The following is a 26,802-nucleotide window of genomic DNA, read 5'->3' as shown; positions in this document are numbered from 1 at the left end:
GATCCCCTGTGCTTTGCCTTCCTGAGCCAACTGCTGAACGACAAGAAAAACAGCAATAACGGCTCTACCCGTAACTAAGCGCCGCTTGGGTTTGACGCTATGTCATCCCGAGATTAAGGAGAATTGCCATGTTTACTTATGATGCACTCTGTTTTGCCTTTCTGAGCCAGGTCCTGACGGGTCAGCAGCCGTCAAACCAAGCCGCTCCCCGTGACTGAGTCCACCTCACTTCACGACTTGTCGATGTAGTGCCCGATCAGGGCCCACCCTTTCATGACTACCTCGTTGTTTGCCTTCACCAACGGACCCGCATAACGCGGCGGGGCCTGATAGTGGTGCTGCCACATCTCCCATATTGTCTGTTACCAACGATTGCCATGCTTCATTGTCGGTTCCCTATTCGCCGATTGGCACCCGTAAGACTGGTCTTGCTATTTGTCATGGACATTCGAATAGAGGGTTAACGTCCGTGTGCCCCCCTACTCCTCATTTCCTCATTACTTCACGCGCAACAGCTGATGGCTGCAGCCATCGAGATTGAATTGTACCGTCTGGGAGCGTTGTAGCTGTTCGACGTGTTGCAACATGGCCTCGCTATAGCCCTTACGCCGCATCCACTGCATCGGCTCAGCAAAGCTGTCTTCATTGATCACAAAGGTATCGGAGTAGCTTTCGTGGTGGATGCTGACGATCCAGATGCGTTGTTGGAAATCCAGTAGCTTGCCCAGCGTGGCCAAGAGTGATCCTCTGCTCAGGAGTTGGGTGAGGTTGCGAGGTATGAGTTTTTTCAGCATAGGATTATCGTGTTCCGAGTCTGGTATCCCCATAGTAGCATCGGTGCCTGGATTTCGGCTCTGACGATGACGCTGCCGAGCCTACGAAAACTGGGGGCCACAACCATCAGTATGGAGTGCTGAAAAATAAAAAGGACCGACAACGGATAGTTGTCGGTCCTTTTTGTGTATGGTGGCCCTTGAGGGACTTGAACCCGCGACCAAACGATTATGAGTCGTCTGCTCTAACCAACTGAGCTAAAGGGCCAAATGTGGTCAGGATTATAGAGACCCTGACCCAGATAGTCCAGATATCAACAAGTTAGATGTCTATAAAAACATCAACCAGTTGAGTATCGCTCCTACTCGTCGAGGAAGCTGCGTAGCACTTCCGAGCGGCTGGGGTGACGCAGTTTGCGCAGAGCCTTGGCTTCGATCTGGCGGATACGCTCCCGGGTGACGTCGAATTGCTTACCGACTTCTTCCAGGGTGTGATCCGTATTCATATCGATACCGAACCGCATGCGCAGAACCTTGGCTTCCCGGGCTGTCAGACCGGCCAACACATCGCGGGTAGCGGCGCGCAGGCTTTCCGCAGTTGCGGCATCAGCTGGCAGAGCGAGGGTGGTATCCTCGATAAAGTCACCCAAGTGGGAGTCTTCATCATCACCGATGGGGGTTTCCATCGAGATAGGCTCTTTAGCGATCTTCAACACTTTGCGGATCTTGTCTTCCGGCATTCCCATGCGCATGGCCAGCTCTTCCGGGCTCGGTTCACGCCCCATCTCTTGCAGCATCTGCCGGGAGATCCGGTTCAGCTTGTTGATGGTTTCGATCATGTGCACCGGGATGCGGATGGTTCTGGCCTGATCCGCAATCGAACGGGTGATAGCTTGGCGGATCCACCAAGTCGCGTAGGTCGAGAACTTGTAACCACGACGGTATTCGAATTTATCGACCGCCTTCATCAAGCCGATGTTGCCTTCCTGGATCAGATCCAGGAATTGTAGACCCCGGTTGGTGTACTTCTTGGCGATAGAGATCACCAGACGCAGGTTGGCCTCAACCATCTCTTTCTTGGCTCGGCGGGCCTTGGCCTCACCGATGCTCATACGGCGGTTGATATCCTTGATCTGGGAAATGGACAGACCGGTTTCCACTTCTACCTGCTGAAGCTTGGCAACCCCACGCTCCACTTCTTCGCTGACATCTTGCAGCGCGGTAGACCAGGATTTACCAGCGGCCAATGCCTGATTGAACCAGGCCAGATCGGATTCTTTGTTGGTGAACAGACTGACGAAGTTTTTCTTCGGCATCTTGGCGCGCTCAACACAGCTCTTGAGGATGATGCGTTCCTGGACTCGGACTCGCTCCATCATGTCGCGCATGTTGTTAACTAGACGGTCAAACTGCTTGGGAACCAGACGGAACTGACGGAATACATCCGCCAGACGCTGGATCTCTTCCTGCGTCCGACTGTCTTCACGGCCATAGGATTTGATTGACTCACGGGTTACTTCGGATTGGGAACGCAACTCGCCGAATTTCTCGCGCGCCAGTTCCGGATCCGGGCCACCATCGTCATCACTGTCGTCGTCGTCACCTTCTTCGTCTTCCTCTTCCTCATCATCCTCATCGGCCAGCTCCTCTTCACTGAGCTCGGAACCGATGTGGGTTGCGGTAGGAGGGAGATCGTCTTCGTCGAGATTGACGAAGCCGGCGATGATGTCACCGAGGCGGATTTGACCGGCTTCGTACTTGTCGTACTGATCCAGCAGGTAAGTGATGGCCTCAGGATACTCGGCGACCGAGCTTTGTACCTGGTTGATACCATCTTCAATGCGTTTAGCGATGTCGATTTCGCCTTCGCGAGTAAGCAGCTCGACGGTACCCATTTCACGCATGTACATGCGGACAGGATCCGTGGTCCGGCCAATTTCGGACTCTACCGAAGCCAGAACCTGAGCAGCGGCTTCTGCGGCATCTTCATCTTGAGCCGTTTCGGTCATGATCAGATCATCGGCATCAGGGGCACTTTCTACCACCTGAATACCCATGTCATTGATCATCTGAATAATATCTTCGATCTGATCCGAATCAACGATATCTTGAGGCAGATGATCGTTCACCTCGGCATAGGTCAGGTATCCCTGTTCCTTGCCCTTGGCAACGAGGAGTTTAAGCTGCGACTGCGGGGTATGCTCCATAGAACTCATCCGGTTGGTGTTGCTTGTTTGCGCCAGAAATGCGCGTAGTTGCGCAAACCGCCGATCATACTAAAAATCGACCAGTTTTGCACGTTGACCATGATGAATGCGTAAAAAGACCGTTGCCCAAGGCTTGTGGCCAGGCGATGCGGTCTCTGTAATGCGGTTATCTTCAATTTCGTTTTGATAGTTCCCGTGAACCGGGCGTGCCTATGATATAGGGATAATGGCTCAAAATTACAAGTTTAAATTGCTTAACCGGCATTATTTTTTTGTTTGGTTTCGTTCAGCAACAACATCAGTTCCTGCTTTTCATCATGGCTCAGCCCGCCATTCGTGGCTTTGTTTTGCAACTCGGCCATGCGCTGCTCTAAAAACAGATCGATGAGGCGGGCGCAGGTATCTTCCAGCTCTTGCTGGATATTCTCTCCTGCGGTGATCTCGTCCAGCATGGCGAGTCGCGCTAAACCTTCCCCCTCTTTGGTGCCCCGCCATTGCTCCAGTAATTGCCCTGTGGTCATCGGGTTGTGGTGCAACTGGGTCAGCAGTTGCAGCAAAAAACCGACCCCGGGTTCGCGCAATCCCAGGAGTTCATGGGGCAGGGGAGGTAACTGGGCTGCAATCTGTGGGTATTGAACGATAAGGGCGAGCGCGCGTCGCACCGGCGTCAGTTTCATCTTGCCCGGCCGCTGCTGGGTGGCCGGTTGCTGCTCTTCTTTTTCCTGACGGGCGAAGATGTCGCGCAGACGGCGCTCGTTTTCGCCCCAGCGCAGACGCTGGGAGAGCTTGGTGATCAATCCCTCGCGGGTGAAGCCCTCGGGTACCCGACGAATCAGGGCCACGGCTTTGTTCGCCAGTTCATTCTGTCCGGCTTCGCCCGAAAGATTCAGATCCCGGGTCAAACGTTCAAACAGAAACTCGCTAAAGGGTTGTGCCTGGTCGAGATACGTTTCGAAGGCCTCACGGCCATGGGCGCGGACAAAGGAATCCGGATCATGCTCGGTTGGCAGGAAGGCAAATTTGAGTTCCCGACCATCCTGCAGACCCGGTAATGCGTTTTCCAGCGCCCGCCAAGCAGCTTCCCGACCGGCATTATCACCGTCGTAGCAGCAGATGATTTCCGGCGCGGTCCGAAACAGTAGTTGCATATGGTCACTGGTGGTCGCGGTTCCCAACGAAGCAACGGCATAGTCGATGCCGTACTGGGCCAGCGCCACCACATCCATATACCCCTCCACGATCAGAATGCGGCCTGGGTTACGATGGGCTTCCTTGACTTCGAAGAGACCAAATAGCTCGCGCCCCTTATGGAAGATAGGAGTTTCCGGGGAATTGAGGTATTTCGGTGTACCCTCGCCGAGCACCCGACCGCCGAAGCCGATGATCCGGCCGCGACGATCGCGAATGGGGAACATGATGCGGTCGCGAAAACGGTCGTAGCTGCCGCCGTTATCTTTCTGGATCAACATGCCTAATGTAATCAGCTGTTGTTCCTGTTCACGGCTACGAGCCAGCAATTGACGCAATCCGTCCCAGCCGGCAGGCGCATAACCAATACTGTATTTTTTTACGATTTCACCACTCAGACCGCGGCCTTTGAGATAGTCGATCGCGGCTTTTGATTGCCGCAACTGGCCCTGAAAGAAACGGCTAGCTTGTTCCATCAGCTGATACTGATCGGCGCTGATCACGGGGGCGGGTTGCGAAGGGCCGTAGCTGCCATTTTCTTCACGAGGCACCGTCAGACCGAGTTGTCCGGCCAGATCTTCGATGGCATCCGGGAAGTTCAGACCATCAAATTCCATCAAAAAGCCGATGGCATTACCATGGGCGCCACAGCCGAAACAGTGGTAGAACTGTTTTTCCTGACTGACCGAGAAGGAGGGGCTTTTCTCGTTATGAAACGGGCAGCAAGCTTGATAGTTCTTGCCTGCTTTTTTCAGCCGGACCCGGCTGTCGATCAGCTCGACAATATCGGTGCGAGCCAGCAAGTCATCGATAAAGGATTGGGGGATCTTGCCTGCCATGTCGGGATCTGCTCATTGAATTACTGGATAGCGGAACGGATCAGCGGACTTGAGGAGTAAGCTGCCGGGACAGTTAAGGTCGCATAAAAAAATAAGCCGCGCTATCACAGGATGCGCGGCTCATGGTCGAAATGTCTTGCTTATGAATTACGCCAGACGTGCCTTGATCTTGGCACTGACGAGACCCATATCTGCGCGCCCCTGAAGTTGGGGACGGAGTGCATTCATCACCTTTCCCATGTCTTGCATACCAGTAGCGGCAAGCTGGGTCACGGTGCTGTCAATCAGAGTGTCGATTTCGGCCTCGCTCAATGGCTGAGGCAAAAAGGCTTGCAGGACAGCGATCTCGGCAGATTCGACATCCACCAGATCCTGACGACCCGCAGCTTCGAACTGACTGATGGAGTCTTTGCGCTGTTTGACCATTTTGGTCAGCACAGCAATGATCTCTTCATCATTCAGAACGGTACGTGTATCGACCTCTTTCTGTTTAATCTCGGCCATCAACAGACGAATAGTGCCGACGCGAGCCTTATCTTTGGCCAGCATCGCCGTCTTCAATTCACTCTTCAGTTGTTCCTGCAGAGACATGGCCGAGGCACTCCGGTTTAACGCAAATTAGTACAGACGGTTACGACGAGCGTTTTCGCGAGCCAGCTTCTTGGCATGACGCTTGACGGCAGATGCCTTGGCGCGCTTGCGAATAGTGGTCGGCTTTTCGTAGAACTCACGGCTACGCACGTCGGCCAGGATACCGGCCTTTTCGCAGGAACGCTTGAAGCGACGCAGAGCGACATCAAACGGCTCGTTTTCACGTACTTTAATTACTGGCATGTGCCTCTCACCTCAGAGATAGATATTTTACGGCTAGCAACAAACACCAAAACGATGTTGAGCAGCCCGAGTAAAAATGGTGCGAAATTCTAATCCGATTGGGCGGCTAAAGTAAACCCTTATCAGAAGAGACTGGTGTAAAAAACCGGCGGAGGGTAACATACTGCCCTCAATTTTCCAGTGGTTTTTTTTCCGCCATGCGTGTTTTAGGTATTGAAAGCTCCTGCGACGAGACAGGGATCGCGATCTACGACGATCAACAAGGGATCCTTTCCCATCAACTCTACAGCCAGGTCAAGCTGCACGCCGATTACGGCGGTGTGGTTCCTGAGCTCGCGAGCCGGGATCATGTGCGCAAAACCTTGCCGTTGATCCAGGCGGCACTGGCTGAATCCGGCTGCACTGCCGCCGATATCGATGGCATTGCCTATACGGCAGGCCCAGGACTGGTTGGTGCCTTGTTGGTGGGGGCTACCATAGGTCGCAGTCTGGCACTGGCATGGAATAAACCGGCAGTCGCCGTGCACCATATGGAAGGCCACTTGTTGGCACCCATGCTGGAAGAGCATGCGCCCGAGTTTCCGTTTTTGGCGTTGTTGGTTTCCGGTGGTCATACCCTGCTGGTGCGGGTCGATGGTATCGGCCGTTACCAGATCCTGGGGGAGTCCATCGATGATGCCGCGGGTGAGGCCTTCGACAAGACGGCCAAGCTGCTGGGGTTGGACTACCCAGGCGGCGCCTTGCTGTCGAAGATGGCCGAAAGCGGGACTCCCGGGCGTTTCGTGTTCCCACGGCCGATGACGGATCGTCCGGGACTGGATTTTAGTTTCTCCGGCCTCAAAACCTTCGCCGCCAACACGATTCGAGCTCAAGGTACCGATGCTCAGACCAAGGCGGATATCGCTCATGCCTTCCAGTGTGCTGTCGTGGATACTCTGGCCATCAAGTGCAAACGGGCACTCAAGGAAACGGGCCTGAAACGGTTGGTCATGGCTGGCGGCGTGAGCGCGAATCGGCAATTACGCGCCCAGTTGGCGCAGATGATGACTGAGTTGGGTGGCGAAGTATTCTACCCGCGCCCTGAGTACTGCACCGATAATGGCGCCATGATTGCCTATGCCGGTTTACAGCGTTTGAAAGCCGGCCATACCGTGGGTCTTGAGCTGAGCGTCCAACCGCGCTGGAGCCTGGATACCTTGTTACCGGTTGAATAAGGCGCGTACAGGCGTCCTGGATTGTTAACGCCGCCCTAATCGGGGCGGCGTTTTTGTTTGCGACGCCAGATCTTGTCCTCCTGGCCGTTGAGCAGGCGCAGGATGTTTTCATGGTGGCGATAGACAATCAGGGCACACAGCATGGCCACGGGCATGGTGAATTCCGGTTTCAGCCAATAGGTGTAGAGAGGTGCCAGCAGGGCAGCGACGAGGGCCGCCAACGACGAATAGCCGCTGAGCAACAGGACGACAACCCAGGTAGTCAGCATCATGGCCCCCATGTCCAGGCCGATGGGTAACATAGCCCCCAGCGCGGTAGCGACGCCTTTACCGCCCTGAAAGTGAAAAAACAACGGATACATGTGTCCGAGGCAGGCCGCGACGCCGATCAAACCGAGAAAAAACGGCGTCACCCCCAGATACCAGGCCAGATAGACAGGCGCCGTGCCTTTGCTCATATCGCACAGCAAGACCAGGACAGCCGCCGAACGCCCGCCCAGTCGCAGCACATTGGTGGTGCCCGGATTATGGGAGCCGTGCTCTCGGGGATCGGGCAGGCCATAGCAGCGGCTGACCAATACGGCGCTGGAAATGGAGCCGCCCAGATAGGCGAGCATGATCATGGCAAGGCTTAAGGCTGTCATTGGCTCTCAAGGGTTGTCTTGGTGAGGGACTGGGGTAAGATCCATCCGCAATCGGGCAAATCATAGGCCCAAATGGGCAAAAGAGGTATCCGACCTCTGCAGGTTAACAGAAGAGAGAAACAAATGGACAAGGTGTTTATCGCCGGTTTAGAGGTGCTCTGTACTATTGGTGCCTACGAATGGGAAAAAGGGATCCAGCAGAAGTTGGTGTTCGATCTGGAGATGGATTTCGATAACCGTCCAGCTGGGTTGCAGGATGATCTGGCGCTGGCGCTGGATTACGCCACCGTGGCCTCCCGAGTGACGGCACTCGTGCAGTCCGAACCCGTTGAATTGGTTGAAACCATGGCCGAGCGGGTTGCCGCCCTGATTTTGCAGCAATTTTCGGTACCCAAAGTGCGTGTCAGGGTTACTAAGCCGACGGCTGTGGTGACCGCTCGTGGTGTCGGTGTCGAGATCGTGCGGGAGGCCTGATGGCGCTCATCTATATCGGTGTGGGAAGCAATATTGACCGCGAGCATTTTGTCCGCCGTGGTATTCAGGCGTTAGCGGCCCATTTTGCAGAGCTGCGCCTTTCTACCGTGTACGAGAGTCAGGCGGTCGGCTTCAATGGCTCCAACTTTTATAATCTGGTGGTGGAAGCCCGGACCGAGCAGTCGGTGGCTGAGGTGCTGGCCACCCTTAAGCAGATTGAGTACGCCCATGGTCGGCCACTGAATGCCAAGAAGTTTTCCGCTCGGACTCTGGATCTGGATCTGCTGTGCTATGACCAGTTGCTGCAGGATGAGCCGGTGGAGTTACCGCGGGCCGAAATTCTGAGCAATGCCTTTGTGTTACGGCCATTGGCCGAGCTGAATCCTGAGCTCATCCATCCTCGGCTGGGTCTGTCGATGGCTGCACTCTGGCAAGCCTATGATGCCGGCCGTCAGCCCTTGACGCCGGTTGCAATCGAGTGGCAATTATCTACCGGGGAGTATCTGGTTCGTGTCTGATCTGCACGCAGTCATTTTGGCTCTGTTACAGGGGCTGACCGAATTTTTGCCGGTATCCAGCTCGGCGCATCTGATTTTGCCCTCGCAACTGCTGGGCTGGCCGGATCAGGGGTTGGCCTTTGATGTGGCGGTACATTTGGGGACCTTGGCTGCCGTATTACTCTATTTTCGACGTGATATCGCGCAGATGGTTCTCTCTTGGGGGCGCTCTATCCACTCCCGCCAGTGTGATGAGCATGGGCGCCTAGCCTGGTTCATCGTACTGGCGACTCTGCCTGCTGCAGTCGCTGGCTTGTTGTTGAATGGTTTTATTAGTAGTCATCTGCGAGCTGCCGTGGTGATTGCCATCAGCACCATCAGTTTTGGTCTGCTGATGGCCGTTGCTGATCGGATTGGACGCAAGACGCAACCTCTGGCCAGCTTGACGCTCAAACAGGCGCTGCTGATTGGCTGTGCCCAGGCGGTTGCCCTTATCCCCGGCACCTCACGCTCCGGCATCACCATGACCATGGGTCTGTTGCTCGGGTTGACCCCGCAGGCTGCCGCACGGTTTTCATTTTTACTCTCGGTGCCGGTGATTCTCATGGCTGCAGGTTACGAGGGTTTGCATCTGCTCAATAGTCCGGGTGCGGTGGCGTGGCGTGAAATCGGCATCGGTATCTGTGTCTCGTTTGTCAGCGCCTTGCTGGTGATCCACCTGTTCCTCAAGATGTTGGCACATATTGGCCTGTGGCCCTTTGTCCTCTATCGCTTGTTGCTGGGGGCTGGGCTGCTGCTCTTTGTCGTCTGAAACAGTGAAGGGGCCTCATGGCCCCTTCATCGTTTACTGGGTTTGGTCTGCGAGTGGCGCCAGCCATTCGACGTTGCTGAGTCGCGTCCGCTAGCGCTCCAGCCAGCGTTCGCGGACGGCGCGAATGGCCAGTTGCCGCTCCCGGCCCAGCTTCTGCCGGATCGCTTCACCCTGGTAACCGGCGGCAATAATGGGTTGTACCGGAACGGCTTGTGCTGCGGCGAAGGCTTCGGCGACATAATTAGGCTCCGGATATTCCCGCTCGGCAAATCCCAGACGACCATGAAAATCGGCGCGGCAGCAATCGAGCAGCTGAGCGAGTCGTTGCGGACGCCGCCAGGCGTCGAGTTTGTCGAACAATCGCAGCAGGGTCACGGTTCTGAGTTCGGTGGCGATATGAATGAGACAATGGAATTCGCTAACCAGCAAGGCCAGATCCCGGCACTCGTTGGGTACCCGGTAGCGGCTGCAGAAGTCGCGGATCAGCGGTAGGCCCCGCTCGCCATGACCATGGTGGCTGGGCAACATCTCGGCGGGCGTCTCGGCCTTGCCAAAGTCATGACACACGGTAGCAAACCGGACGCTCATCTCGGGACTGATCCGGGCTGCTTGCTCGATCGCCATCAGGGCATGAATGCCGGTATCGATTTCCGGGTGCCACTGTGGACGGGCCGGGACACCAAACAACCTGTCCAGCTCCGGGAACAGAACGGCAAGGGCACCACAATCCCGTAGCACCTGGAAGAACACCTGTGGATTATCGCCGCCAAGCACCTTTTCCAGCTCTTTCCAGACTCGCTCCGGCGTCAGATGGGCGAGCTCACCACTGCGCGCGATATCGCCCATCAGCGCCAGGGTTTCCCCGGCGATCCGGAATCCCAAATGATGAAAACGCGCGGCGAAGCGAGCCGCGCGTAACACCCGTAACGGATCTTCACTGAACGCCGGTGATACATGCCGCAAGAGCCGGGCCTCGAGGTCGGCCTGACCTCCGTAGGGGTCGTGCAACTGACCCTCGGCATCCTCGGCGATGGCGTTGATGGTGAGATCCCGGCGCAGCAGATCCTCTTCCAAGGTGACCTCGGGGGCGGCATAGCAGGCAAATCCGGTATAGCCATGGCCCTGTTTGCGCTCGATGCGGGCCAAGGCATACTCTTCACGGGTGCGCGGGTGCAAAAACACCGGGAAATCCCGGCCCACTGGCTCATAGCCCTCGGCCAGCAACTCCTCGGCGCGAGCGCCGACCACTACATAATCGCGCTCCTTGATCTCGAGCCCCAAGAGTCGATCCCGTACCGCGCCACCCACCAGATAAACTTGCACAACCACCTCGCTTTGATCTCGAAATTGTGATTCTTCGGGGTCTTATCCCCTCGGGCTAACAAGCAGAGTATATCCGCTTTGACATCCCATGGTGCTGGCTTTAACCTGCCGCCTATTCGTAGGAACAGCAGACAGCCTTGCGGTCGAGCCTCGGGCTTGGTGAGACAGGGGTGTCTGTGTTGCTCCTCGCTGGGAGAGTCACTATGTACAAAACGTTCTTTGGCCTGACGGAGAGTCCGTTTTCCATCTCGCCAAACCCCAAATACCTCTATATGAGCGAGCGCCATACCGAAGCGCTGGCCCATCTGAACTATGGTTTGCGCGAAGGCGGTGGTTTTGTATTGCTCACCGGTGAGGTGGGTACTGGCAAAACCACGGTATCCCGTTGTCTGCGCCAGCAACTGCCAGAGGATACCGATCTGGCGTTGGTCCTCAACCCAACGCTGACCGAGCGCGAATTGATGGCCTCAATTTGCGATGAGTTCAAGCTGGCCTACACCGCCGAGGCCGGCATCAAGGAGTTGTTCGATCTGCTGCGCGATTACCTACTGGCCAACCGGGCGGCAGGACGCAAGACGCTCTTGCTGATCGATGAGGCCCAGCACCTTTCCGCGGAAGTGCTGGAGCAGTTGCGGTTATTGACCAATCTGGAAACCGATGATGCCAAGCTACTGCAAGTGGTGCTGATCGGCCAGCCGGAACTACAGCAGCTCTTGCGCCAACCCTTGTTGCGACAACTGGCACAACGGATTACCGCGCGTTATCACCTGTTGCCACTGTCGCGCGACGACGTCGACGCCTATGTGCGATTCCGCTTGCAGGTGGCCGGTTGTGTGCAGCCCATCTTTACGCCCGTGGCGATCCGGGCTTTGCATCGCCTCAGTGGTGGTATTCCCCGCATCATCAACTTGATTGCCGAACGTGCTCTGCTAGGCGCTTATGCCGAAGGGCAGGCGAAGATCAGCGACAAGGTGGTGGTGCAAGCCGCCTATGATGCCATGGGGGTGCAGGATAAGGGTACCAGTGGTTGGGGTGTCACCGCCTTTGCTCTGTGTGGTCTGCTCATGCTGGGGGTTGGCTGGCTTGGCTGGCAGCAGTGGGGCTTCTTTCCCGAGCAGCAAGTGCATCGGGTCGAAGTCCCGATCAAATTGCCGCCGGATGCCAAATTGATGAAACATTTCGAGAAGTCTCTGCAGCAGGCCGTCTACCAAGATGAAGCCATGTTGACTCTGTTCCGGGTCTGGGGCTTCGAGCCATCGCTGGACGAGGCCAATTGTGACGCGGCGTCGCGAGTCGGCCTGCTCTGCCAGCAGGGCAGCGGGCCACTGGATGAGCTGGTGTCGCTGGATCATCCGGCGGTGGTGCGCTTGTATGACGAGAATGCCACCGAGTTTTACGCCGACCTGCTGCGCATTGACGAGAAGGAAGCCGATCTGCTGGTGGATGGTGAGGCCTGGACCGTGACCCGGGAGTGGCTGAGTCAGGCCTGGGGGGATGAGTACACCTTGCTCTGGCGCTTGCCGAAGAGTGGTTCGCGCAGCATCACGCCACGCAGCAACAAGGCCGATCTGCAATGGCTGGAGAATGCCCTGAGCCGGGCCTTCAAGGAGCGGCCGCGCAAAGTCAGCAAATTTGACACTGAATTGGCGGCCAAACTCAAACGCTTCCAGGAAAGTGAAGGACTCAAGCCGGATGGAGTGGCGGGAACCCAGACGCTGATCCGCCTCAATGCTCGCAGTCGGGAACCCATGCCGCGTCTGGATCGACCGCTGGATGAGCTCAACGCCAGCACACCATCATCGGAACAGGGAGCCAGCTGATGTCTATTCTGCTATCTGCCAAACGGCAGCATGAACGTCCGGGGCATGCCTTCGAGGCGAGCCTGGGACTGGGAGTCGAGCGGGAGCGGCAATGGTTGGGGCCGCTGCTGGCTTGGCTGATTGGCTTACCCTTGTGTCTGGTGCTGGGCGCCGCAGCCAATTATGGTTGGCACTGGTGGCACAACCAGCCGATTGAGGAGCGGGTCGAGCTCAAGGAGCCCACCCCGTTACCCTATCGTTTGGCTTCGACCGCCTACGAGTTCACCACCATTCCCTTCCCGGTTGCCCCGGAGGTGACCGAAGTGGTGATGCCGCCGACGAATCCGAGCCTTGCTCCGCGGGCGACAGATCCAATGAGTAACATGAATATGGATGGGGTATCCCCAGCGCTGGCCCAGCGCTTCATGCAAGCGGTGCAGGCGGCTCCTGGAGAACCAGGGGCTAGCGAGATCCAGCCGGTAGCCGAAGTGGCTCCACCTTCGGCGACGCCGTTAGCCGACTTACCGGCGGAGATCAGCAATCAGGTGCCAGCGTTGCGTTACAGCTCCCATGTCTATTCGTCGACGGCCAGCAACCGTATCGTGACGCTGAACGGACGGGATTACCATGAAGGGGATGAGGTAGCTCCTGGCGTCAAGCTGCTGCAGATCCAGGCCGATTACAGCATCTTCCGTGTCGGTCGGCAGAGCTTCAGTCTGCAATCCCTTACCGATTGGAATGGCCCGCAGTAGGCGGTTGCCACCGAGGAAAACCAAAAAGCGCCCGATCCGGCGCTTTTTTATCGAGTTCAGAGCTCGCTTGAGATCAGACTGGATCAATTCATCCAGCGATCTTTGCTGCGTCGACGGGGACGCGGTAAATAGGGCAGCAGCAGGCCGAGTAACAGGCCGACCCCGGCGATATAGCCGCCTTCGCGCCACCAACGGTATTGCTGATCCTGCTCCTTGGTGCCCAAGTCTTGTTGCAGTTTTTGCTTTTGCTGGCGCAGGGCCTGTAGCTCTTTGCTCTGCTCTGCCAGTTGCTGCTCTTGCTGACTGACCTGTTGTTCGAGCAGGGTCAGGCGCTCCCGTTTTTCTTTTAGCTCCCGTGCCTGATCCGAATCGATGTTATCCATCTTCAACTGCAACTGGCGGAGTTGTTCCTGCAGAGTAGTGACCTGAGCACGGTAACTGGGGGCTGTTTGCAGCTCCTTGCCGAGGATCCAGGCGGTGCGGCCCTTACCGTCGATGATTTGGGCATACTTGCCACTGGCATCGAGCGCTAGAAACTGGACCTTGTCTCCGGCCTTGACGCTGCCGAGGATCCGGTATTGCTTGCCCGGGCCGCCATGTAGGTAGGTGAAAATGTCGTCCGAGACATAGCGGTTGACGCCTGAGCCAGGCGTGGAGCTGGTGGCTGATTCCTGCGTGGTGGCAGGCGTGGCCTCTGGTGCCGCGGCGGAGGGTTCGGCGAATGCCATATTCACGGGCAGGCTCATGGCGAGCAGCAAGGCTACAGGAGTCGCTTTCACACTGGGTATCCATCAGAAGGAGGAATCGGCAGCATAAGCGGCACGGCTCTTTCCGACAAGCCCCGGTCGCAGGCAATGTGGTCTTCAAGACACACCATTGCCTGCTGCTTTGCTGTGTCGAGCCTCTCGCTGGCTAGATAATCCGGCACACACTGTTCGTGTGCCGGGCTCGAATAGCGGTGGCGATTACTGGAAGAACCAGCGCAAGATCTGGAACATCAGAATGGCGAGTAAAGCTCCGGCTGGCAGGGTGATGACCCAGGAGATGACGATATTGCGCACCACTCCTAAGTTGATCGCGGCTATGCCCCGAGCCAGACCCACTCCCATGATGGCACCGACTAGCGTCTGGGTTGTCGAGATGGGCAATCCAGTTCCTGAAGCGATAACCACGGTACTGGCGGTTGCCAGTTGAGCGGCAAATCCGCGGCTCGGGGTCAGATGGGTGATGCCGGTGCCAACGGTCGCCATGACTCGCTTCCCCATAACGGCGAGACCGAGCACTATACCGACCGCTCCCAGCGGTAGCACCCACCAGTCGATATGACTCTTGGCCACTATCTCTCCGGCATTATTGACGGTAGCCGCAACGGCGGAGAGGGGGCCGATGGCATTGGCAACATCGTTCGAGCCGTGGGCAAACGCCATGGCACAAGCCGTTACCACCATCAGAATACCGAACACCTTCTCCACATTGGTGTAATGCATCCGGATATCAGCCTGGGGATTAAAGTGCATACGGCGGATAAAGAACCAGCCAACTACACCGGCCAACAGCGCGATCAGAGTCGAAATCAGCAGGCTTTCCGGGGTGCTCAGCTGCAGGCCCACATGTTTGAGACCTTTTTGCAGGGTTACCACGCAGATCACGAGGGCGGTCAGAAAAATGTAAAATGGTCCTACTCGCTTGGCGCTTGCCAGCGGATGGGATGTGTTGAAGATGAAGCGCTGCACGCTGACAAACAGCAGATAGGCCAGCAATCCGGAGAGCGCGGGAGTGACGATCCAGGAGCCGACAATACCGGCGAACTTGCCCCATTGCACTGCATCGGCACCCACACTGACCAGGGTAAAGCCAACGATGGCACCTATGATGGAGTGCGTAGTGGAGACCGGCCATCCGTAGAAAGAGGCTAGCACCAGCCAGATCCCGGCGGCGAGCAGTGCCGCTATCATCCCTAGCACCAACAGATCCGGTTGGGCGCTGAAGGCGGTGCTGTCGATGATGCCATCCTTGATGGTGGCGGTCACTTCACCACCGGCCAGATAAGCACCGGCAAATTCGAACACCATGGCGATTAGGATCGCCTGGCGAATGGTTAACGACTTGGTACCGACCGAGGTCCCCATGGCGTTGGCCACGTCATTGGCGCCGATCCCCCAGGCCATCAGAAAGCCAAAAGCGGCGGCAATCAGCACCAGTTGGGTGCCGTATTGGGTCAAAATATCCATCAATGAGTCTCGTCAGGGTTAGCTACGGGCGAGCATTAGTTCGAGGCGGGCGCCGACGCGGTCGGCTTGATCGGCCAGATCACCGATCTGATCCAGCACCTTGTAGAGGAAGATGGCATCGATCGGGTTCATCTGTGCTTCACGGGCATAGAGCTTTTGCCGCAGCTCTACTTGCAAGCGATCGGTGTCATCTTCGATATCATCCAGCTGCTGCACCATCTGCTCGACCAGCTCCAGCTCCTTGCCGCGAAAGCCGGTTTCCAGCAGATCATCCAGCTCGCCGATGGCCTGACTGGCAAGGGCCGTGGCATCCAGGCAGCGGCTCAGATAGGTGTCGAAATCATCACCCAGCCCGGCAGGGATCACCAGACGGCGGCCCAGCATGAGCCCAGCGATATCCTTGGCGCGATTGGCGATCTTGTCCTGCTGGCTTAATAGCTCCAGCAGATCGGTACGTGCTACTGGCATAAAGAGACCGCGAGGCAATTTCAGACGAATATCGCGCTTGTGCTGATCCGCCTCGCGTTCCAGATGGGCTATCGCCTGCTGCTGTTGTGCCGCGCTGTTCCAGTCGCCGGCCTCCACGGCCCGGAAAAAGGGACGTAGCAAGGTACAGCACTCATGCACCTTGCGGATATGCTCCTGCAGCGGGGTGAGTGGTGACTTGGCAAAGAGTCCTAATATGGTATTTACTGGCATGGCGATACCTATGCTGGTGAATTTATGTGCATTCTGACGATGCAGGCGCGCATCCTAACCGAAGCCGGATGCGGAAATAACACGGAAATTCATGTTAAATATAACGGTTAAACCTGCACATCCAGTAATGGATGGCCTGGATCCCCTGCCTTGTGGACTTGTCTGATGACTACTGAAGTCGAATTAAAATTTTTAGCCAACCGGGATCTATCCGACGATCTGGCCCGGCAACTGGCGACGTATACCGTGTTAAGTCACACGGATCGGCACCTGGCCAATGTCTATTTTGATACCGAAGATCGACGTCTGCGCAGCTGGCAATACGGATTGCGGATCCGGACTCAGGATGGTCAGCATGAGCAGACCATCAAGTGTCGTGGCCAGGCGATTGGCGGCCTGCACCAGCGTCCAGAATACAATCTACCTCTGGACGGTGAGTGGCCGCAGTTGGCAGCCTTTCCGGCAGAGATCTGGCCACAAGATATCGATCTGGGGGCATTGCAACAGGATATCCGTCCCCAATTCCGGACCGATTTTCGTCGTCAGGCCTGGCGCTTGCTGCTGGCCGACAGCACTGAAATCGAACTGGCGTTCGATCAGGGATTTATCGAGGCCTCCGGTCTGCAAGAGCCCTTGTGCGAACTGGAGCTGGAGCTGATCAGCGGCGATGCGCTGAGTCTGTTTGGCGTCGCCCGGGAGCTGCTGGCGCTAGGTAACCTGCGGCTGGGGAGCATCTCCAAGGCGCAGCGTGGTTACCGTCTGGCCGGATTAACTCCGGAGCCGGAAGTTCAGCGCATGGGGTTTGTCCCGGTCGGCGAGACCATGCAGGTGGTCGATGGGCTGTTTGCCGTGTTCGGTTTTGCCTTCAATCACTGGCAGTATCATGAGCAGCTGTTTCTCGAACAACCCTCCCTGGCAGCCCTGACCCAACTGCGCAACGGAGTCGCGCTGTTGCAGCAGACCCAGCAATTCTTTGCCGATCTGTTGGTTCATATGGCGCCTCGGCCTTGGCAGGATGCGCTGAGCTGGCTGGAGCACGAGTTGCAGTGGCTGGATGAGGCCCTGGCACTGGAGCGTTTGACCGCCGAACGAGGTCATTATTTCCGTGGCCTGTCGTGTCACGATCCGTTACTCCTGGCTCTGCAGCAGCGACAACAGCAACTACCATCCTTGGCCGCCATGCAGCAGCTGTGTTACTCCGCGCGTTATGCTCATTTGCTGCTGGATGTGAATCAGTGGCTGTTTGCCGCCCAGAATGCCGCAGGCCAGTTGCCGGAGCTGGCGCGTCTGCCTCTGCGTCCCTATGCGCGGGCCGAGCTGGATCAGAGCTGGCAGGAGCTTCATCAGGGCGATATGCAGGAACCACAACTGGAGTACAGTGCCTATCTGACGCTGGTCGGCAAACTGCGGCGTAATCTATTGGTGGGCGTCAGTTTTGCCGCCCTGTTTGATGATGAGCTGCAGCAGGGCTTCCGACTGCCCTGGTTGAATATCTTGCGGCGCATGGAAGAGCTGGAGCAGTTCGAGGTACTGGATAAGGCGGCGGTCACCCTGAGCACTCCGGCGCGACTGGAGTTGGAGGAGTGGCTGACAGCCAAGATTGAACCGCGACTCATCGAGCTGGATCAGGCCCGGCTGCAGGCACGGGACATGCTGCCGTATTGGCAGCAATCCTCCTCGGCTGAGGAGTAAGCCCCAGCTTTTGTGTTTCTGCCAGAGTCGGGTATCGTGCCGGCAATCTGAGAAACTGTGGGGAGGGAACCTGGCGATCCGGATCCGGCTTTTTCCCCACAAAGGCTGCCATGACGGGTTGGCAGTGCTAGATTGAGGCCATCTGCGCCCGCTGGCGCCTCGTCATGCAGGAATGTTTCATGTCCGATTTACCCTCTGTGCTTCAGGATCAGGCCAACCGTCATTGGCAGCGTTTGCTACCGCTGCTGGATGCGGAGCAGCTGACCGCTATCACACCATTCCAACCCACGTTAATGAGAGTCTTCGCGCTCTCCGATTTTATTGCCGAGTCGGCCATTCATGCTCCGGCATTGCTGATCGAACTGTTGCAGGGCACAGAGCTGCAACAGGCCGAGCGTCATAGTGACTACGCGCCGGCATTGGCGAGTGAATTGGCGACCGTAGACAACGAAGATCGTTTCAAGCAGCTGCTGCGCCGTTTTCGTCGCCGTCACATGATGGTGATTGCCTGGCGTGAGTTGCTGGGGCTCTCCGCCGTCGAGGAAAGTTTTGTTCATCTCTCGGCGCTAGCCGATGCCCTTATCACTCAGGCGCTGGCTTGGCTCTACGCCAAGGCCTGCCGGGAACAGGGCACACCGGTGAATGCCGACGGGGTTCCCCAGGAGTTGGTGGTGCTGGGCATGGGCAAGCTGGGCGGTGGCGAGCTTAACTTTTCCTCCGATATCGATCTGATTTTCAGTTTCCCGGAAAATGGCGAGACTCAAGGTGGGCGTCGGGCGCTGGACAATCAGACCTTCTTCATTCGTCTGGGACAACAGCTGATCAACGCACTGCATCAAACCACGGCCGATGGTCAGGTGTTTCGGGTGGATATGCGGTTGCGACCGTTCGGCGATGCCGGCCCTCTGGCGGTGAGCTTTGCCGCCATGGAGGATTACTACCAGCATCATGGCCGCAGTTGGGAACGCTATGCCATGGTCAAGGCCCGGGTGTTGGGGCCGAAAACCGCCGCCGGCGAAGAGTTGCAGCAGCTACTGCGCCCCTTCATCTATCGGCGCTACATCGACTTCGGTGCCATTGAGGCTCTGCGCAAAATGAAGGGCATGATTGAAGCCGAGGTGCGGCGCAAGGGGCTCAAGGACAACATCAAACTGGGGGCCGGGGGGATCCGCGAGGTAGAGTTTATCGCCCAGGTCTACCAGCTGATCCGCGGTGGTCGTGAGCGAGCTCTGCAAATCCGTCATTTGCCTGCCGTGCTGGTCGAGCTGGGGCGCAGCGGCGCTTTGGCCCAATCCAGTGTCGATGGCTTGCTGGAGAGCTATCGCTTCTTGCGCCGGGTCGAGAACATACTGCAGGAGATCGGTGATCAGCAGACTCAAACCTTGCCGGAGTCCGAGCGGGATCGTCTCCGCCTGGTTACCGCGTTGGGCTATGCCGACTGGAATTGTTTCTATCACCAGCTACAGCAGGTGATGGCCCTGGTGCGGCGTGAATTCATTGCCGTGATCGGCGATGCCGACGCGGAGCAGGATGATGTGCCGCAAATTTGGCATGATCTCTGGCAAACCAATCTGACTCTGGAGGAGACCTCGCCCTTGCTGCTGGCGGTGTGCCCTCAGGAGGGGGAGGCGCTGGCGGCGGCTTTAGTGACTTTCCGTGCGGACTGCCATCGACGTTCCATCGGTCCGCAAGGGCGCGAGGCGCTCAACCGCCTAATGCCAGCACTGTTACTGGCCATTGCCGGCCATGAGGCTCCTGCGACACTGTTTGCCCGGGTCCAGACGCTGCTCAGCCAAATCATGACCCGTTCGGCTTATCTGCAGTTACTGGTAGAGAATCGCGGCGTGTTGAACCAGTTGCTGCAGTTGTGTGCCGCCAGCGAGGTGGTAGCCAAGCAACTGGCCCGTTTCCCGATCTTGCTGGATGAGCTGCTGGATCCCCAGCATCTGTATCACCCCACTCCTCTGGATCAATATCGAGATGAACTACGGCAATACCTGATGCGGGTGCCCGAGGAAGATGTCGAGCAGCAGATGGAGGCGATGCGGCAATTCAAACAGATCCAGCTGTTGCGGATCAGCGCCGCAGACATTGCTGGCGCCCTGCCGCTGATGAAGGTCAGTGACCATCTGACCTGGCTCGCCGAGGCGATCCTGGAAGAGGTGGTCGCGCAGGCCTGGAGCCAACTGATCGTGCGTTACGGCCTTCCGCCCCATACCCGGCAAACCGGAGAGCGCAGCTTCTGTGTCGTGGCCTATGGCAAGCTGGGGGGCATAGAGCTGGGCTATGGCTCGGATCTGGATCTGGTGTTCCTGCATGGCGGCGATCCGGCAGGTGTCACCGATGGCGATCGGCCCATCGATGTGCGGCAATTCTATGTCCGGCTGGCGCAGCGCATCCTGCATCTGTTCAGTACCCGGACCCCCTCCGGCATTCTCTACGATGTGGATATGCGCCTGCGCCCCTCCGGTGATTCCGGGCTGCTGGTCTCGTCGTTGCATGCCTATGAGCACTATCTCCATCACGAGGCCTGGACCTGGGAGCATCAGGCGTTGGTGCGGGCGCGGGCTGTGGTCGGGGAGGCGGCGATCGTGGCCGATTTCAACCAGATCCGCAAACAGGTGCTGAGTCGCCATCGCGATCAGGCCGCCTTGCAGCAGGAGGTGGTGGCAATGCGCGACAAGATGCGCGCTCATCTGCTGCGAGGTACCGCCGAGCAGTATGATTTAAAACAAGGTGCGGGGGGGATGACCGATATCGAGTTTATGGCCCAGTATCTGGTGCTGGCCCATGCCGAAGCCCATCCCGACACCATGACCCGCTGGAGTGATAATGTGCGGATCTTCGATACCTGCGCCGAGGAGGGATTGCTGACAGACGAGGAATCAGCCCGATTGAAAAAGGCCTACCTAGCCATTCGCGATATGGCCCACCGCTGCACGCTTTCCGGCCAGAGTCGAATTGTTGAGGGCAGTGAATTACTGGCCGAGCGAGCGTGGGTCACCGCCTTGTGGCAGAAATTGCTGGTCAACCACCAGGGATAAAATGGACGCGGGCGTCCGCAAGCCGTGAACAAAAAAGGCAATGTCCGTCGACATTGCCTTTTTGCTGATTGCCCTATGGCCGTCAGCCTCAGTAGAGGGATGGATCCTCCTTGCGAGGGCGGGTCTTGAAGCGGCGGTGCAGCCACATATATTGCTCTGGCGCCTGACGGACGGCGGCTTCAATCACCTGATTGCTGCGGGTGGCGTCGGCGATGTCGTCACCAGTCGGGAAGTTCTGCAACGGCGCGCCGATCACCAGTTTGTAGCCACCCTGAGGCAGGCGCAGGGTATAACAGGGCAACACCACGGCATTTTTGACCCGAGCCAGCGTCGCGGTACCTGTGATGGTGGCGCTTTGCTCGACGGCAAAGAAGGGAACAAACACGCTGGCGTGGCGACCATAGTCATGATCCGGGGCGTACCAGAGCGCCTCTCCCTTGCGCAGGGCTTTGATCATGCCCTTGATATCCCCCCGATCCAGCAAGCACTTGTTAGAGCGGGTTCTACCGCGTACCTGGGCATATTCCATCACCGGATTATCGTTGGGTCGATAGACACCGACGCCGGGATGCAGAATACCGAACATCCGGGCATTGAGCTCCAGCGTCATGAAATGGCAGGAGAGCAGCAGCATGCCTTCGCCGCCGGCAACCGCTTCCCGCACATGTTCGTCGCCCTGGATGTGCATGATGCGGCGCAGCCGCTGATCGGGCCAATACCAGGCTATTCCGGTTTCGAATACGGCACAGCCAACGCTTTCAAAGTTGGCGACCAGCAACTGTTCGCGAGCGGCATCATCCAGCTCCGGCATCGCCAGCTGCAGATTGCGACGGGCGATCTGAACCCGCCGTTTGAGTACTAACATCGAGAGCCGACCGAGCTTGCGTCCCAGAGCCATCTGCCAACGGTAAGGCAGTTGTACCAATAACCAGAGCAGGCCGAGCCCGGCCCAGAGTGGCCAATAACGAGGATGACACATCGCCAGACTCAGGCGAGCGGTGGGTGCTGAAGACATCAAAATACTCCGCGATGCGAGTGGAAAACGCCCTGCATGTTAGCAGATTTGCCTTGCATCAGGCGAATCGCCGGTGTCTGTGTGCTAGACTGCGCCAGGATTTTGTCTGTGAGAGTCTGATTATGAAGATCACGCTGCCTGATTTTGAAAAGGCCCGAGTGTTGGTGGTGGGCGACGTCATGCTGGACCGCTATTGGTCTGGTCCCACCGGTCGCATTTCTCCCGAAGCCCCGGTTCCGGTGGTCAAGGTCGAACACAATGAGGAGCGCCCGGGGGGGGCCGCCAACGTGGCGTTGAACGTTGCCGCACTGGGGGCTAGCTCGATTCTATTAGGTCTGACCGGTCAGGATGAGGCGGCGACTGCCTTGGCCGACAAGCTGACATCGGTCGGTGTTGAAACCGATTTTGTGCGTCTGGCCAACTTCCCGACCATTACCAAGTTGCGGATCCTCAGCCGTAACCAGCAACTGTTGCGTCTGGATTTTGAAGAAGGTTTCCATGCCGTGGATCCGGAAGCCTTGCTGACCAGAACCCAAGCCGCCTTGTCGCGCGTTGATGTGGTCATCCTCTCCGATTATGGTAAGGGCGCTCTGGCGGCGGTTCAGCAGATGATCACCCTGGCGCGGGCCGCCGGAGTTCCGGTACTGGTCGATCCGAAGGGAACCGATTTCGAGAAATATCGCGGGGCCACCTTGCTGACACCGAATATGTCCGAATTTGAAGCCGTGGTTGGTAAGGTGCGTGACGAACAGGACCTGGTGAAAAAGGGACTGGAGCTGGTGGCTCGTTACGAACTGGATGCCTTGCTGGTCACCCGCTCCGAACATGGTATGACCCTGATCCGTGCCGGAGAAGAAGAGTTACATCTGCCAGCCCAAGCCCACGAAGTGTTCGATGTCACCGGGGCTGGCGATACAGTCATTGGAACCCTGGCGACGGCACTGGCGGCGGGCAAGACACTGGATGAATCCTGTGCCTTGGCGAACACGGCGGCCGGTATCGTGGTGGGCAAGCTGGGGACTTCTACTGTCAGCCCGATTGAGTTGGCCAATGCGGTGTATGGTGACCATGAATCCGGTTTTGGTGTGGTCACCGAGCAGCAGTTGAAATTTGCGGTGGACGCCGCGCGTCGTCGTGGTGAGCGGGTGGTGATGACCAATGGCTGCTTCGACATCCTGCATGCCGGTCACGTCTCCTATCTGCAAAATGCCCGCAAGCTGGGTGATCGTCTGATCGTGGCGGTGAACGATGATGCTTCGGTAACCCGCTTGAAGGGACCTGGTCGTCCGGTCAATCCGGTGGACCGTCGTATGGCTGTGCTTGCCGGTCTGGGTGCAGTCGATTGGGTCGTGCCCTTCAGCGAAGATACTCCGCGCCGGGTGATTGCCGAAACCTTGCCGGACTTGCTGGTCAAGGGGGGCGATTATCAGCCTCACGAGATTGCCGGTTATGAAGAAGTGACGGCCAACGGTGGTCAGGTGCTGGTACTGAATTTTGAAGATGGATGTTCCACCAGTGCCATCATCAAAACCATCATCGAACGCGAATCCTGATCCTCCCAGTGATGCGACGTCTCAAGGCCAGCCTCAGGAGCTGGCCTTTTCTTTATCGGAATAACATCACCAGAACCCGTTTTGTCACTTTGGAGGTTCTATCGACATGGCTCGGCATGTGTAGTCCGGAATGGTTTACGGCGTGGAAGAGGGGAGCAGGTCACGGACAAAATTCGGCAGTGCGAAGACCGCGGCATGGGTCTCCTGGTTGTAATAGCGCAGATCGGTGATCTGTCGCTGGAGCAAGCGCTGCTGGATGGTCTCGGGATGCAACGTTTTGGGATCGCAACTTTGGCTGGCACAGGCCAGACTCCACAGGCCGCCATAGAGTGCTATCGGAACCAACATCGGCCGGACGCAGCGAAAGACCGCCGTCAGTTCAGCCAACAGATGGGAGAAGCGCGCGGGATCCAGTTGGGGTGAACACAGATGCAGGCTCAGGATCCCCTGCTCGCCCAGCACTCGGGCGCAGTGGGCGAAGAAGTGTCGATCATACAGAGGAGCCGAGGGGCCTTGAGGATCCGTTAAATCGAGGATGATAAGGTCGACCTGTCCCTGATACTGACGCACGTATTTGAGCCCATCACCGATCTGGACCCGCACTCGGGGATGTTCTAGGCTACCGTGATGAATGCCGGGCAGGTGCTGGCGAGCCATGGTGAGAACCTGAACATCCAGTTCGCAAATCTGGATATCACGGATGCTCTGGTGCATCAGCAGTTGTCGCGCCGAGCCGCCATCACCGCCCCCTATGATGAGGGCGTTGACGGGATTGGGGTGACTGATGGCGGGAAGTTGGGCCAGGTGTTCGTGATAGAAGAATTCGTCACCTTCGCTGCTCATCAGATGCCCGTCCAACAAGAAGGCGCGACCGAAGGCACGTGTTTCGACTAGCTGCAGATGCTGGAGACCTGTGTGTTGGTCGAGCAGCATCCGTTCAATGGGCAGTTGGGTCGCCAAATCCGGAGAATGCCAGTCCACCAAGGCGTCTCGGCTCATAAGGCGCTCCTATAAAAAAACGGATGACAACCCCTGGCTGTCATCCGTCTTGTGTTTCGTGGCTCAGGCGCTCTTCTTGCTCACCGGAAACTGACGATCCAGCATGATATAGAGTGCCAACGCCAGGCTACCTTCGCCAAAGAAGCGTTTTACACCTTCCAGATCTTCCACGGTCACGGCCTGATAGCTCTTCTCTTCGTTGTCGATCAGCGTCATGCGTTGGCAGACATACTTGTTGGCCCGGGTCTGGAACAGTTTCAGATAGGCGAGACGACGATTGTCTTTGATATGACGTTCTTCGACATTACAGACTTGCCAGCCGAGAAAGATGATGTCGCGGCCATTGTCGCGGGTGACGGTTTTTTCGTTAGGATCGCTGGTCAGTGGATCGCACAGATCCGGGCGCTCCTTGATGATGGCATCCAGATGATCCTGCGCACTGACCGCGTGCAAGGTGCTGCTCTGCGGGCTCTGCCCAAAGAGTTGCTTGGCTTTATCCCACAAACTCATGCGTGCCTCCTTCAATCAGCACAAAACCGGTAACGAACTAAGTTACTGAAGATGTTGATAGACTGAATGTTAACCGCTTACAAGTGCTGGAAACGCGATCAAGCTCGAAAGAGCGAAAAGCCGGTCGTTAATAAATGTAAAGGCGCCCGCAGGCGCCTTCTGGAGACTGAATGTCTGAATTAGCCCTTGCTTAAACCGCTGTTGACTTCAACCAGATCCTGCTCTTGGAGATTACCGGCAATCTGCTTGAGTTGCAGACGCTTGAGGATGTAGTCATAGCGAGCCGCTGAGAGCTGTTGTTTGGCGGAGTAGAGTTTGCGAGTTGCATCCAGCAGATCGACGATGGTACGGGTTCCGACTTCATAACCAGCCCGTGTCGCGGTCAACGCGCTTTCGGCCGAGATGACGGACTGTTGGTAAGCTCGCACCGTGCCGATCGCAGCGTTCACATCGTTGTAGTTGCGATACAGATCTGCCTGAATCGATCTATGGCTCTTCTCCAGCGCTTCGCTGGCGGAAACATAATTGAACTGTGCCTGTTTGACGCGAGAATCCACGGCTCCACCGGTATACAGAGGCAGGTTAAATTTGAAACCTATGTTGCCGCTGTTCAGCGTGCCGTCATCATAACCGGTACCGCTGTTCTTGTAGTCGGTATAGGTGCTACCCAGATTGGCGCCCAGATCGAGTGTTGGATCATTGCCGGTTTGTGCCAGGTCAATCTGCTGTTTGGCAATATCTTTGGCAATGCGCTGTTGGTGCAGTTGTAGGTTGTTTTCTTCGGCCAGTTTCATCCAGCTGTCTGAGCCTTCGTTCAGGGCGACCGGCGTGAAACGCTGGGTATCCAGCAGATCCAGTTGTTTATGCTCGGTGCCGGTGAGCTGACGCAAGCCTTCATAGCTGTTGGTCAGATTATTCTCGGCGGTGATGACATCGGCACTGGCCAGATCATAAGCGGCCTTGGCTTCATGCACATCGGTAATGGCGGTCATACCGACGTTATAACGTTGTTGGGTTTCGTCGAGCTGACGCTTCAAGGCATCCAGGTTGGCATTGACGTATTCGAGCGTATCTTTGGCGGCCAGAACCGAGAAGTAGGCATCCGAGGTCCGTACAATCAAGGATTGCTTTTCATAGTTGTAAGCTACATCGGTCTGAGCCGCTTGTTTCTCGGAGATATCGCTATTGATCCAGTTGCTGCGGCGGTAGATGGCTTGTGACAACCCCAGGGATGCCCCTGCCGTGCCTGCAGTCTGTTTATCATCCTGGTTGGTTTTTTGATAATTCAGGTCAGCGCCCAGATTGATTTGCGGCAGGTTGGCGGCCTGCGCCTCATTGATTTTTTCGAAGGCAGCATCGCGCTGGGCTTTCGACTCCAGCAGTTGCGGATCTTTTTCCTGCGCCTGACGATAGATATCGAGCAGGTTTTCTGCATTGGCGAACCCGCTGAAACTCATCACGATGAGGGCGGACAATAGACGCTTGTTCATAAAATGGGCTTCTCCGAATTATTCTGACTTGAGCGAGTGAGCAAGGCTGTATCGCAAGCGGTGCTTGCCGAACGACACCAATAATGACGAGTGTAAGTAAAAAAACAGTTTAGAGACATTACTATAGCGTTGGGGTGGCGAAAAAAACTGCTCTCAAGCTTACCATTGGTCTCGGGTTCAGGTTAACCTGCCTGCCTCACGGCTCTCTGTTTGC

At 56.9% G+C, this 26,802-nt stretch carries 23 protein-coding genes and 1 tRNA gene; 9 read left to right on the top strand and 15 right to left on the bottom strand.

Going from position 1 to position 26,802, the window contains the following annotated elements:
- Positions 1–497: 497 nt before the first annotated feature.
- The 6 genes from ACZYUB_RS06850 to rpsU all read right to left on the bottom strand — a co-directional run bounded on the left by ACZYUB_RS06850 (position 498) and on the right by rpsU (position 5,841).
- Positions 498–794, bottom strand: a complete 297-nt coding sequence (locus ACZYUB_RS06850; protein ID WP_463946617.1) for a hypothetical protein — start codon at positions 792–794, stop codon at positions 498–500.
- 170 nt (positions 795–964) lie between these two features.
- Positions 965–1,041, bottom strand: a tRNA-Ile gene (locus ACZYUB_RS06845).
- Between the two features lie 94 nt (positions 1,042–1,135).
- The gene (rpoD, locus tag ACZYUB_RS06840) at positions 1,136–3,016 is read right to left on the bottom strand and encodes an RNA polymerase sigma factor RpoD (protein WP_463946744.1); all 1,881 of its coding nucleotides are present in this window, start codon (positions 3,014–3,016) and stop codon (positions 1,136–1,138) included.
- A gap of 218 nt (positions 3,017–3,234) precedes the next feature.
- Complete coding sequence (dnaG, locus tag ACZYUB_RS06835; protein ID WP_463946615.1) at positions 3,235–5,007, bottom strand: DNA primase; 1,773 nt, start codon at positions 5,005–5,007, stop codon at positions 3,235–3,237.
- A 147-nt stretch (positions 5,008–5,154) separates the two neighbouring features.
- Positions 5,155–5,598 (bottom strand): GatB/YqeY domain-containing protein, encoded by a 444-nt coding sequence (locus ACZYUB_RS06830; protein WP_463946614.1) that lies wholly within the window; start codon positions 5,596–5,598, stop codon positions 5,155–5,157.
- Between the two features lie 27 nt (positions 5,599–5,625).
- On the bottom strand, positions 5,626–5,841 hold the full coding sequence (rpsU, locus tag ACZYUB_RS06825) for a 30S ribosomal protein S21 (RefSeq protein WP_377154016.1): 216 nt from the start codon (positions 5,839–5,841) through the stop codon (positions 5,626–5,628).
- 197 nt (positions 5,842–6,038) lie between these two features.
- Between rpsU and tsaD the strand changes: the two genes are divergently transcribed.
- Complete coding sequence (tsaD, locus tag ACZYUB_RS06820; protein WP_463946612.1) at positions 6,039–7,055, top strand: tRNA (adenosine(37)-N6)-threonylcarbamoyltransferase complex transferase subunit TsaD; 1,017 nt, start codon at positions 6,039–6,041, stop codon at positions 7,053–7,055.
- A gap of 35 nt (positions 7,056–7,090) precedes the next feature.
- Here the strand turns inward: tsaD and plsY are convergent, their stop codons facing one another.
- Positions 7,091–7,699, bottom strand: a complete 609-nt coding sequence (gene plsY, locus ACZYUB_RS06815; RefSeq protein ID WP_463946611.1) for a glycerol-3-phosphate 1-O-acyltransferase PlsY — start codon at positions 7,697–7,699, stop codon at positions 7,091–7,093.
- A 123-nt stretch (positions 7,700–7,822) separates the two neighbouring features.
- Between plsY and folB the strand changes: the two genes are divergently transcribed.
- Genes folB through ACZYUB_RS06800 form a run of 3 tightly spaced genes read left to right on the top strand, consistent with a single transcriptional unit; the run spans position 7,823 to position 9,481 of the window.
- Positions 7,823–8,173, top strand: coding sequence for a dihydroneopterin aldolase (folB, locus tag ACZYUB_RS06810; protein ID WP_463946609.1), 351 nt, complete (start codon positions 7,823–7,825; stop codon positions 8,171–8,173).
- The gene (gene folK / locus ACZYUB_RS06805; protein ID WP_463946608.1) at positions 8,173–8,691 is read left to right on the top strand and encodes a 2-amino-4-hydroxy-6-hydroxymethyldihydropteridine diphosphokinase; all 519 of its coding nucleotides are present in this window, start codon (positions 8,173–8,175) and stop codon (positions 8,689–8,691) included. The genes folB and folK overlap by 1 nt, the downstream gene beginning before the upstream one ends.
- Positions 8,684–9,481, top strand: coding sequence for an undecaprenyl-diphosphate phosphatase (locus ACZYUB_RS06800; RefSeq protein ID WP_463946606.1), 798 nt, complete (start codon positions 8,684–8,686; stop codon positions 9,479–9,481). Before folK ends, ACZYUB_RS06800 begins: the two co-directional genes overlap by 8 nt.
- A 90-nt stretch (positions 9,482–9,571) precedes the next feature.
- On the opposite strand, the gene ACZYUB_RS06795 is transcribed toward ACZYUB_RS06800, so the two are convergent.
- Positions 9,572–10,804, bottom strand: coding sequence for a multifunctional CCA addition/repair protein (locus ACZYUB_RS06795; protein ID WP_463946605.1), 1,233 nt, complete (start codon positions 10,802–10,804; stop codon positions 9,572–9,574).
- A 203-nt stretch (positions 10,805–11,007) separates the two neighbouring features.
- Between ACZYUB_RS06795 and ACZYUB_RS06790 the strand changes: the two genes are divergently transcribed.
- Both ACZYUB_RS06790 and gspB read left to right on the top strand, forming a co-directional pair.
- Positions 11,008–12,624 carry an ExeA family protein gene (locus ACZYUB_RS06790; RefSeq protein ID WP_463946603.1) on the top strand — a complete coding sequence of 539 codons (1,617 nt, stop codon included), beginning with the start codon at positions 11,008–11,010 and terminating at the stop codon, positions 12,622–12,624.
- The gene (gene gspB, locus ACZYUB_RS06785) at positions 12,624–13,355 is read left to right on the top strand and encodes a type II secretion system assembly factor GspB (protein ID WP_463946601.1); all 732 of its coding nucleotides are present in this window, start codon (positions 12,624–12,626) and stop codon (positions 13,353–13,355) included. The genes ACZYUB_RS06790 and gspB overlap by 1 nt, the downstream gene beginning before the upstream one ends.
- Positions 13,356–13,438: 83 nt before the next feature.
- Here the strand turns inward: gspB and ACZYUB_RS06780 are convergent, their stop codons facing one another.
- From ACZYUB_RS06780 to ACZYUB_RS06770, 3 genes are all read right to left on the bottom strand, one after another.
- Positions 13,439–14,134 carry a TIGR04211 family SH3 domain-containing protein gene (locus ACZYUB_RS06780; protein ID WP_463946599.1) on the bottom strand — a complete coding sequence of 232 codons (696 nt, stop codon included), beginning with the start codon at positions 14,132–14,134 and terminating at the stop codon, positions 13,439–13,441.
- Between the two features lie 186 nt (positions 14,135–14,320).
- Entirely contained in the window at positions 14,321–15,586 is a 1,266-nt protein-coding gene (locus ACZYUB_RS06775; protein ID WP_463946597.1) for an inorganic phosphate transporter, read from the bottom strand.
- Between the two features lie 18 nt (positions 15,587–15,604).
- Positions 15,605–16,285 carry a TIGR00153 family protein gene (locus ACZYUB_RS06770; RefSeq protein WP_463946596.1) on the bottom strand — a complete coding sequence of 227 codons (681 nt, stop codon included), beginning with the start codon at positions 16,283–16,285 and terminating at the stop codon, positions 15,605–15,607.
- Positions 16,286–16,450: 165 nt separating this feature from the next.
- On the opposite strand from ACZYUB_RS06770, the gene ACZYUB_RS06765 reads away from it, so the two are divergent.
- The gene (locus tag ACZYUB_RS06765; RefSeq protein WP_463946595.1) at positions 16,451–17,977 is read left to right on the top strand and encodes a CYTH and CHAD domain-containing protein; all 1,527 of its coding nucleotides are present in this window, start codon (positions 16,451–16,453) and stop codon (positions 17,975–17,977) included.
- 179 nt (positions 17,978–18,156) lie between these two features.
- Positions 18,157–21,021 carry a bifunctional [glutamate--ammonia ligase]-adenylyl-L-tyrosine phosphorylase/[glutamate--ammonia-ligase] adenylyltransferase gene (gene glnE, locus ACZYUB_RS06760; protein WP_463946593.1) on the top strand — a complete coding sequence of 955 codons (2,865 nt, stop codon included), beginning with the start codon at positions 18,157–18,159 and terminating at the stop codon, positions 21,019–21,021.
- A gap of 88 nt (positions 21,022–21,109) precedes the next feature.
- On the opposite strand, the gene lpxL is transcribed toward glnE, so the two are convergent.
- The gene (gene lpxL / locus ACZYUB_RS06755) at positions 21,110–22,036 is read right to left on the bottom strand and encodes an LpxL/LpxP family Kdo(2)-lipid IV(A) lauroyl/palmitoleoyl acyltransferase (protein WP_463946591.1); all 927 of its coding nucleotides are present in this window, start codon (positions 22,034–22,036) and stop codon (positions 21,110–21,112) included.
- A gap of 122 nt (positions 22,037–22,158) precedes the next feature.
- Here lpxL and hldE point away from each other — a divergent pair, with 122 nt between their 5' ends.
- Positions 22,159–23,589 (top strand): bifunctional D-glycero-beta-D-manno-heptose-7-phosphate kinase/D-glycero-beta-D-manno-heptose 1-phosphate adenylyltransferase HldE, encoded by a 1,431-nt coding sequence (gene hldE, locus ACZYUB_RS06750; protein ID WP_463946590.1) that lies wholly within the window; start codon positions 22,159–22,161, stop codon positions 23,587–23,589.
- 135 nt (positions 23,590–23,724) lie between these two features.
- Here the strand turns inward: hldE and speE are convergent, their stop codons facing one another.
- The 3 genes from speE to tolC form a co-directional block, all read right to left on the bottom strand.
- Positions 23,725–24,588, bottom strand: coding sequence for a polyamine aminopropyltransferase (gene speE / locus ACZYUB_RS06745; protein WP_463946589.1), 864 nt, complete (start codon positions 24,586–24,588; stop codon positions 23,725–23,727).
- Between the two features lie 63 nt (positions 24,589–24,651).
- The gene (locus ACZYUB_RS06740) at positions 24,652–25,098 is read right to left on the bottom strand and encodes a hypothetical protein (protein WP_463946587.1); all 447 of its coding nucleotides are present in this window, start codon (positions 25,096–25,098) and stop codon (positions 24,652–24,654) included.
- A 179-nt stretch (positions 25,099–25,277) separates the two neighbouring features.
- Entirely contained in the window at positions 25,278–26,588 is a 1,311-nt protein-coding gene (gene tolC / locus ACZYUB_RS06735; protein WP_463946585.1) for an outer membrane channel protein TolC, read from the bottom strand.
- Positions 26,589–26,802 lie beyond the last annotated feature (214 nt).

The organism is Pseudaeromonas sp. HNCC25DJ182, from assembly GCF_055413365.1.
This window is presented reverse-complemented; position numbering and strand designations above follow the sequence as displayed.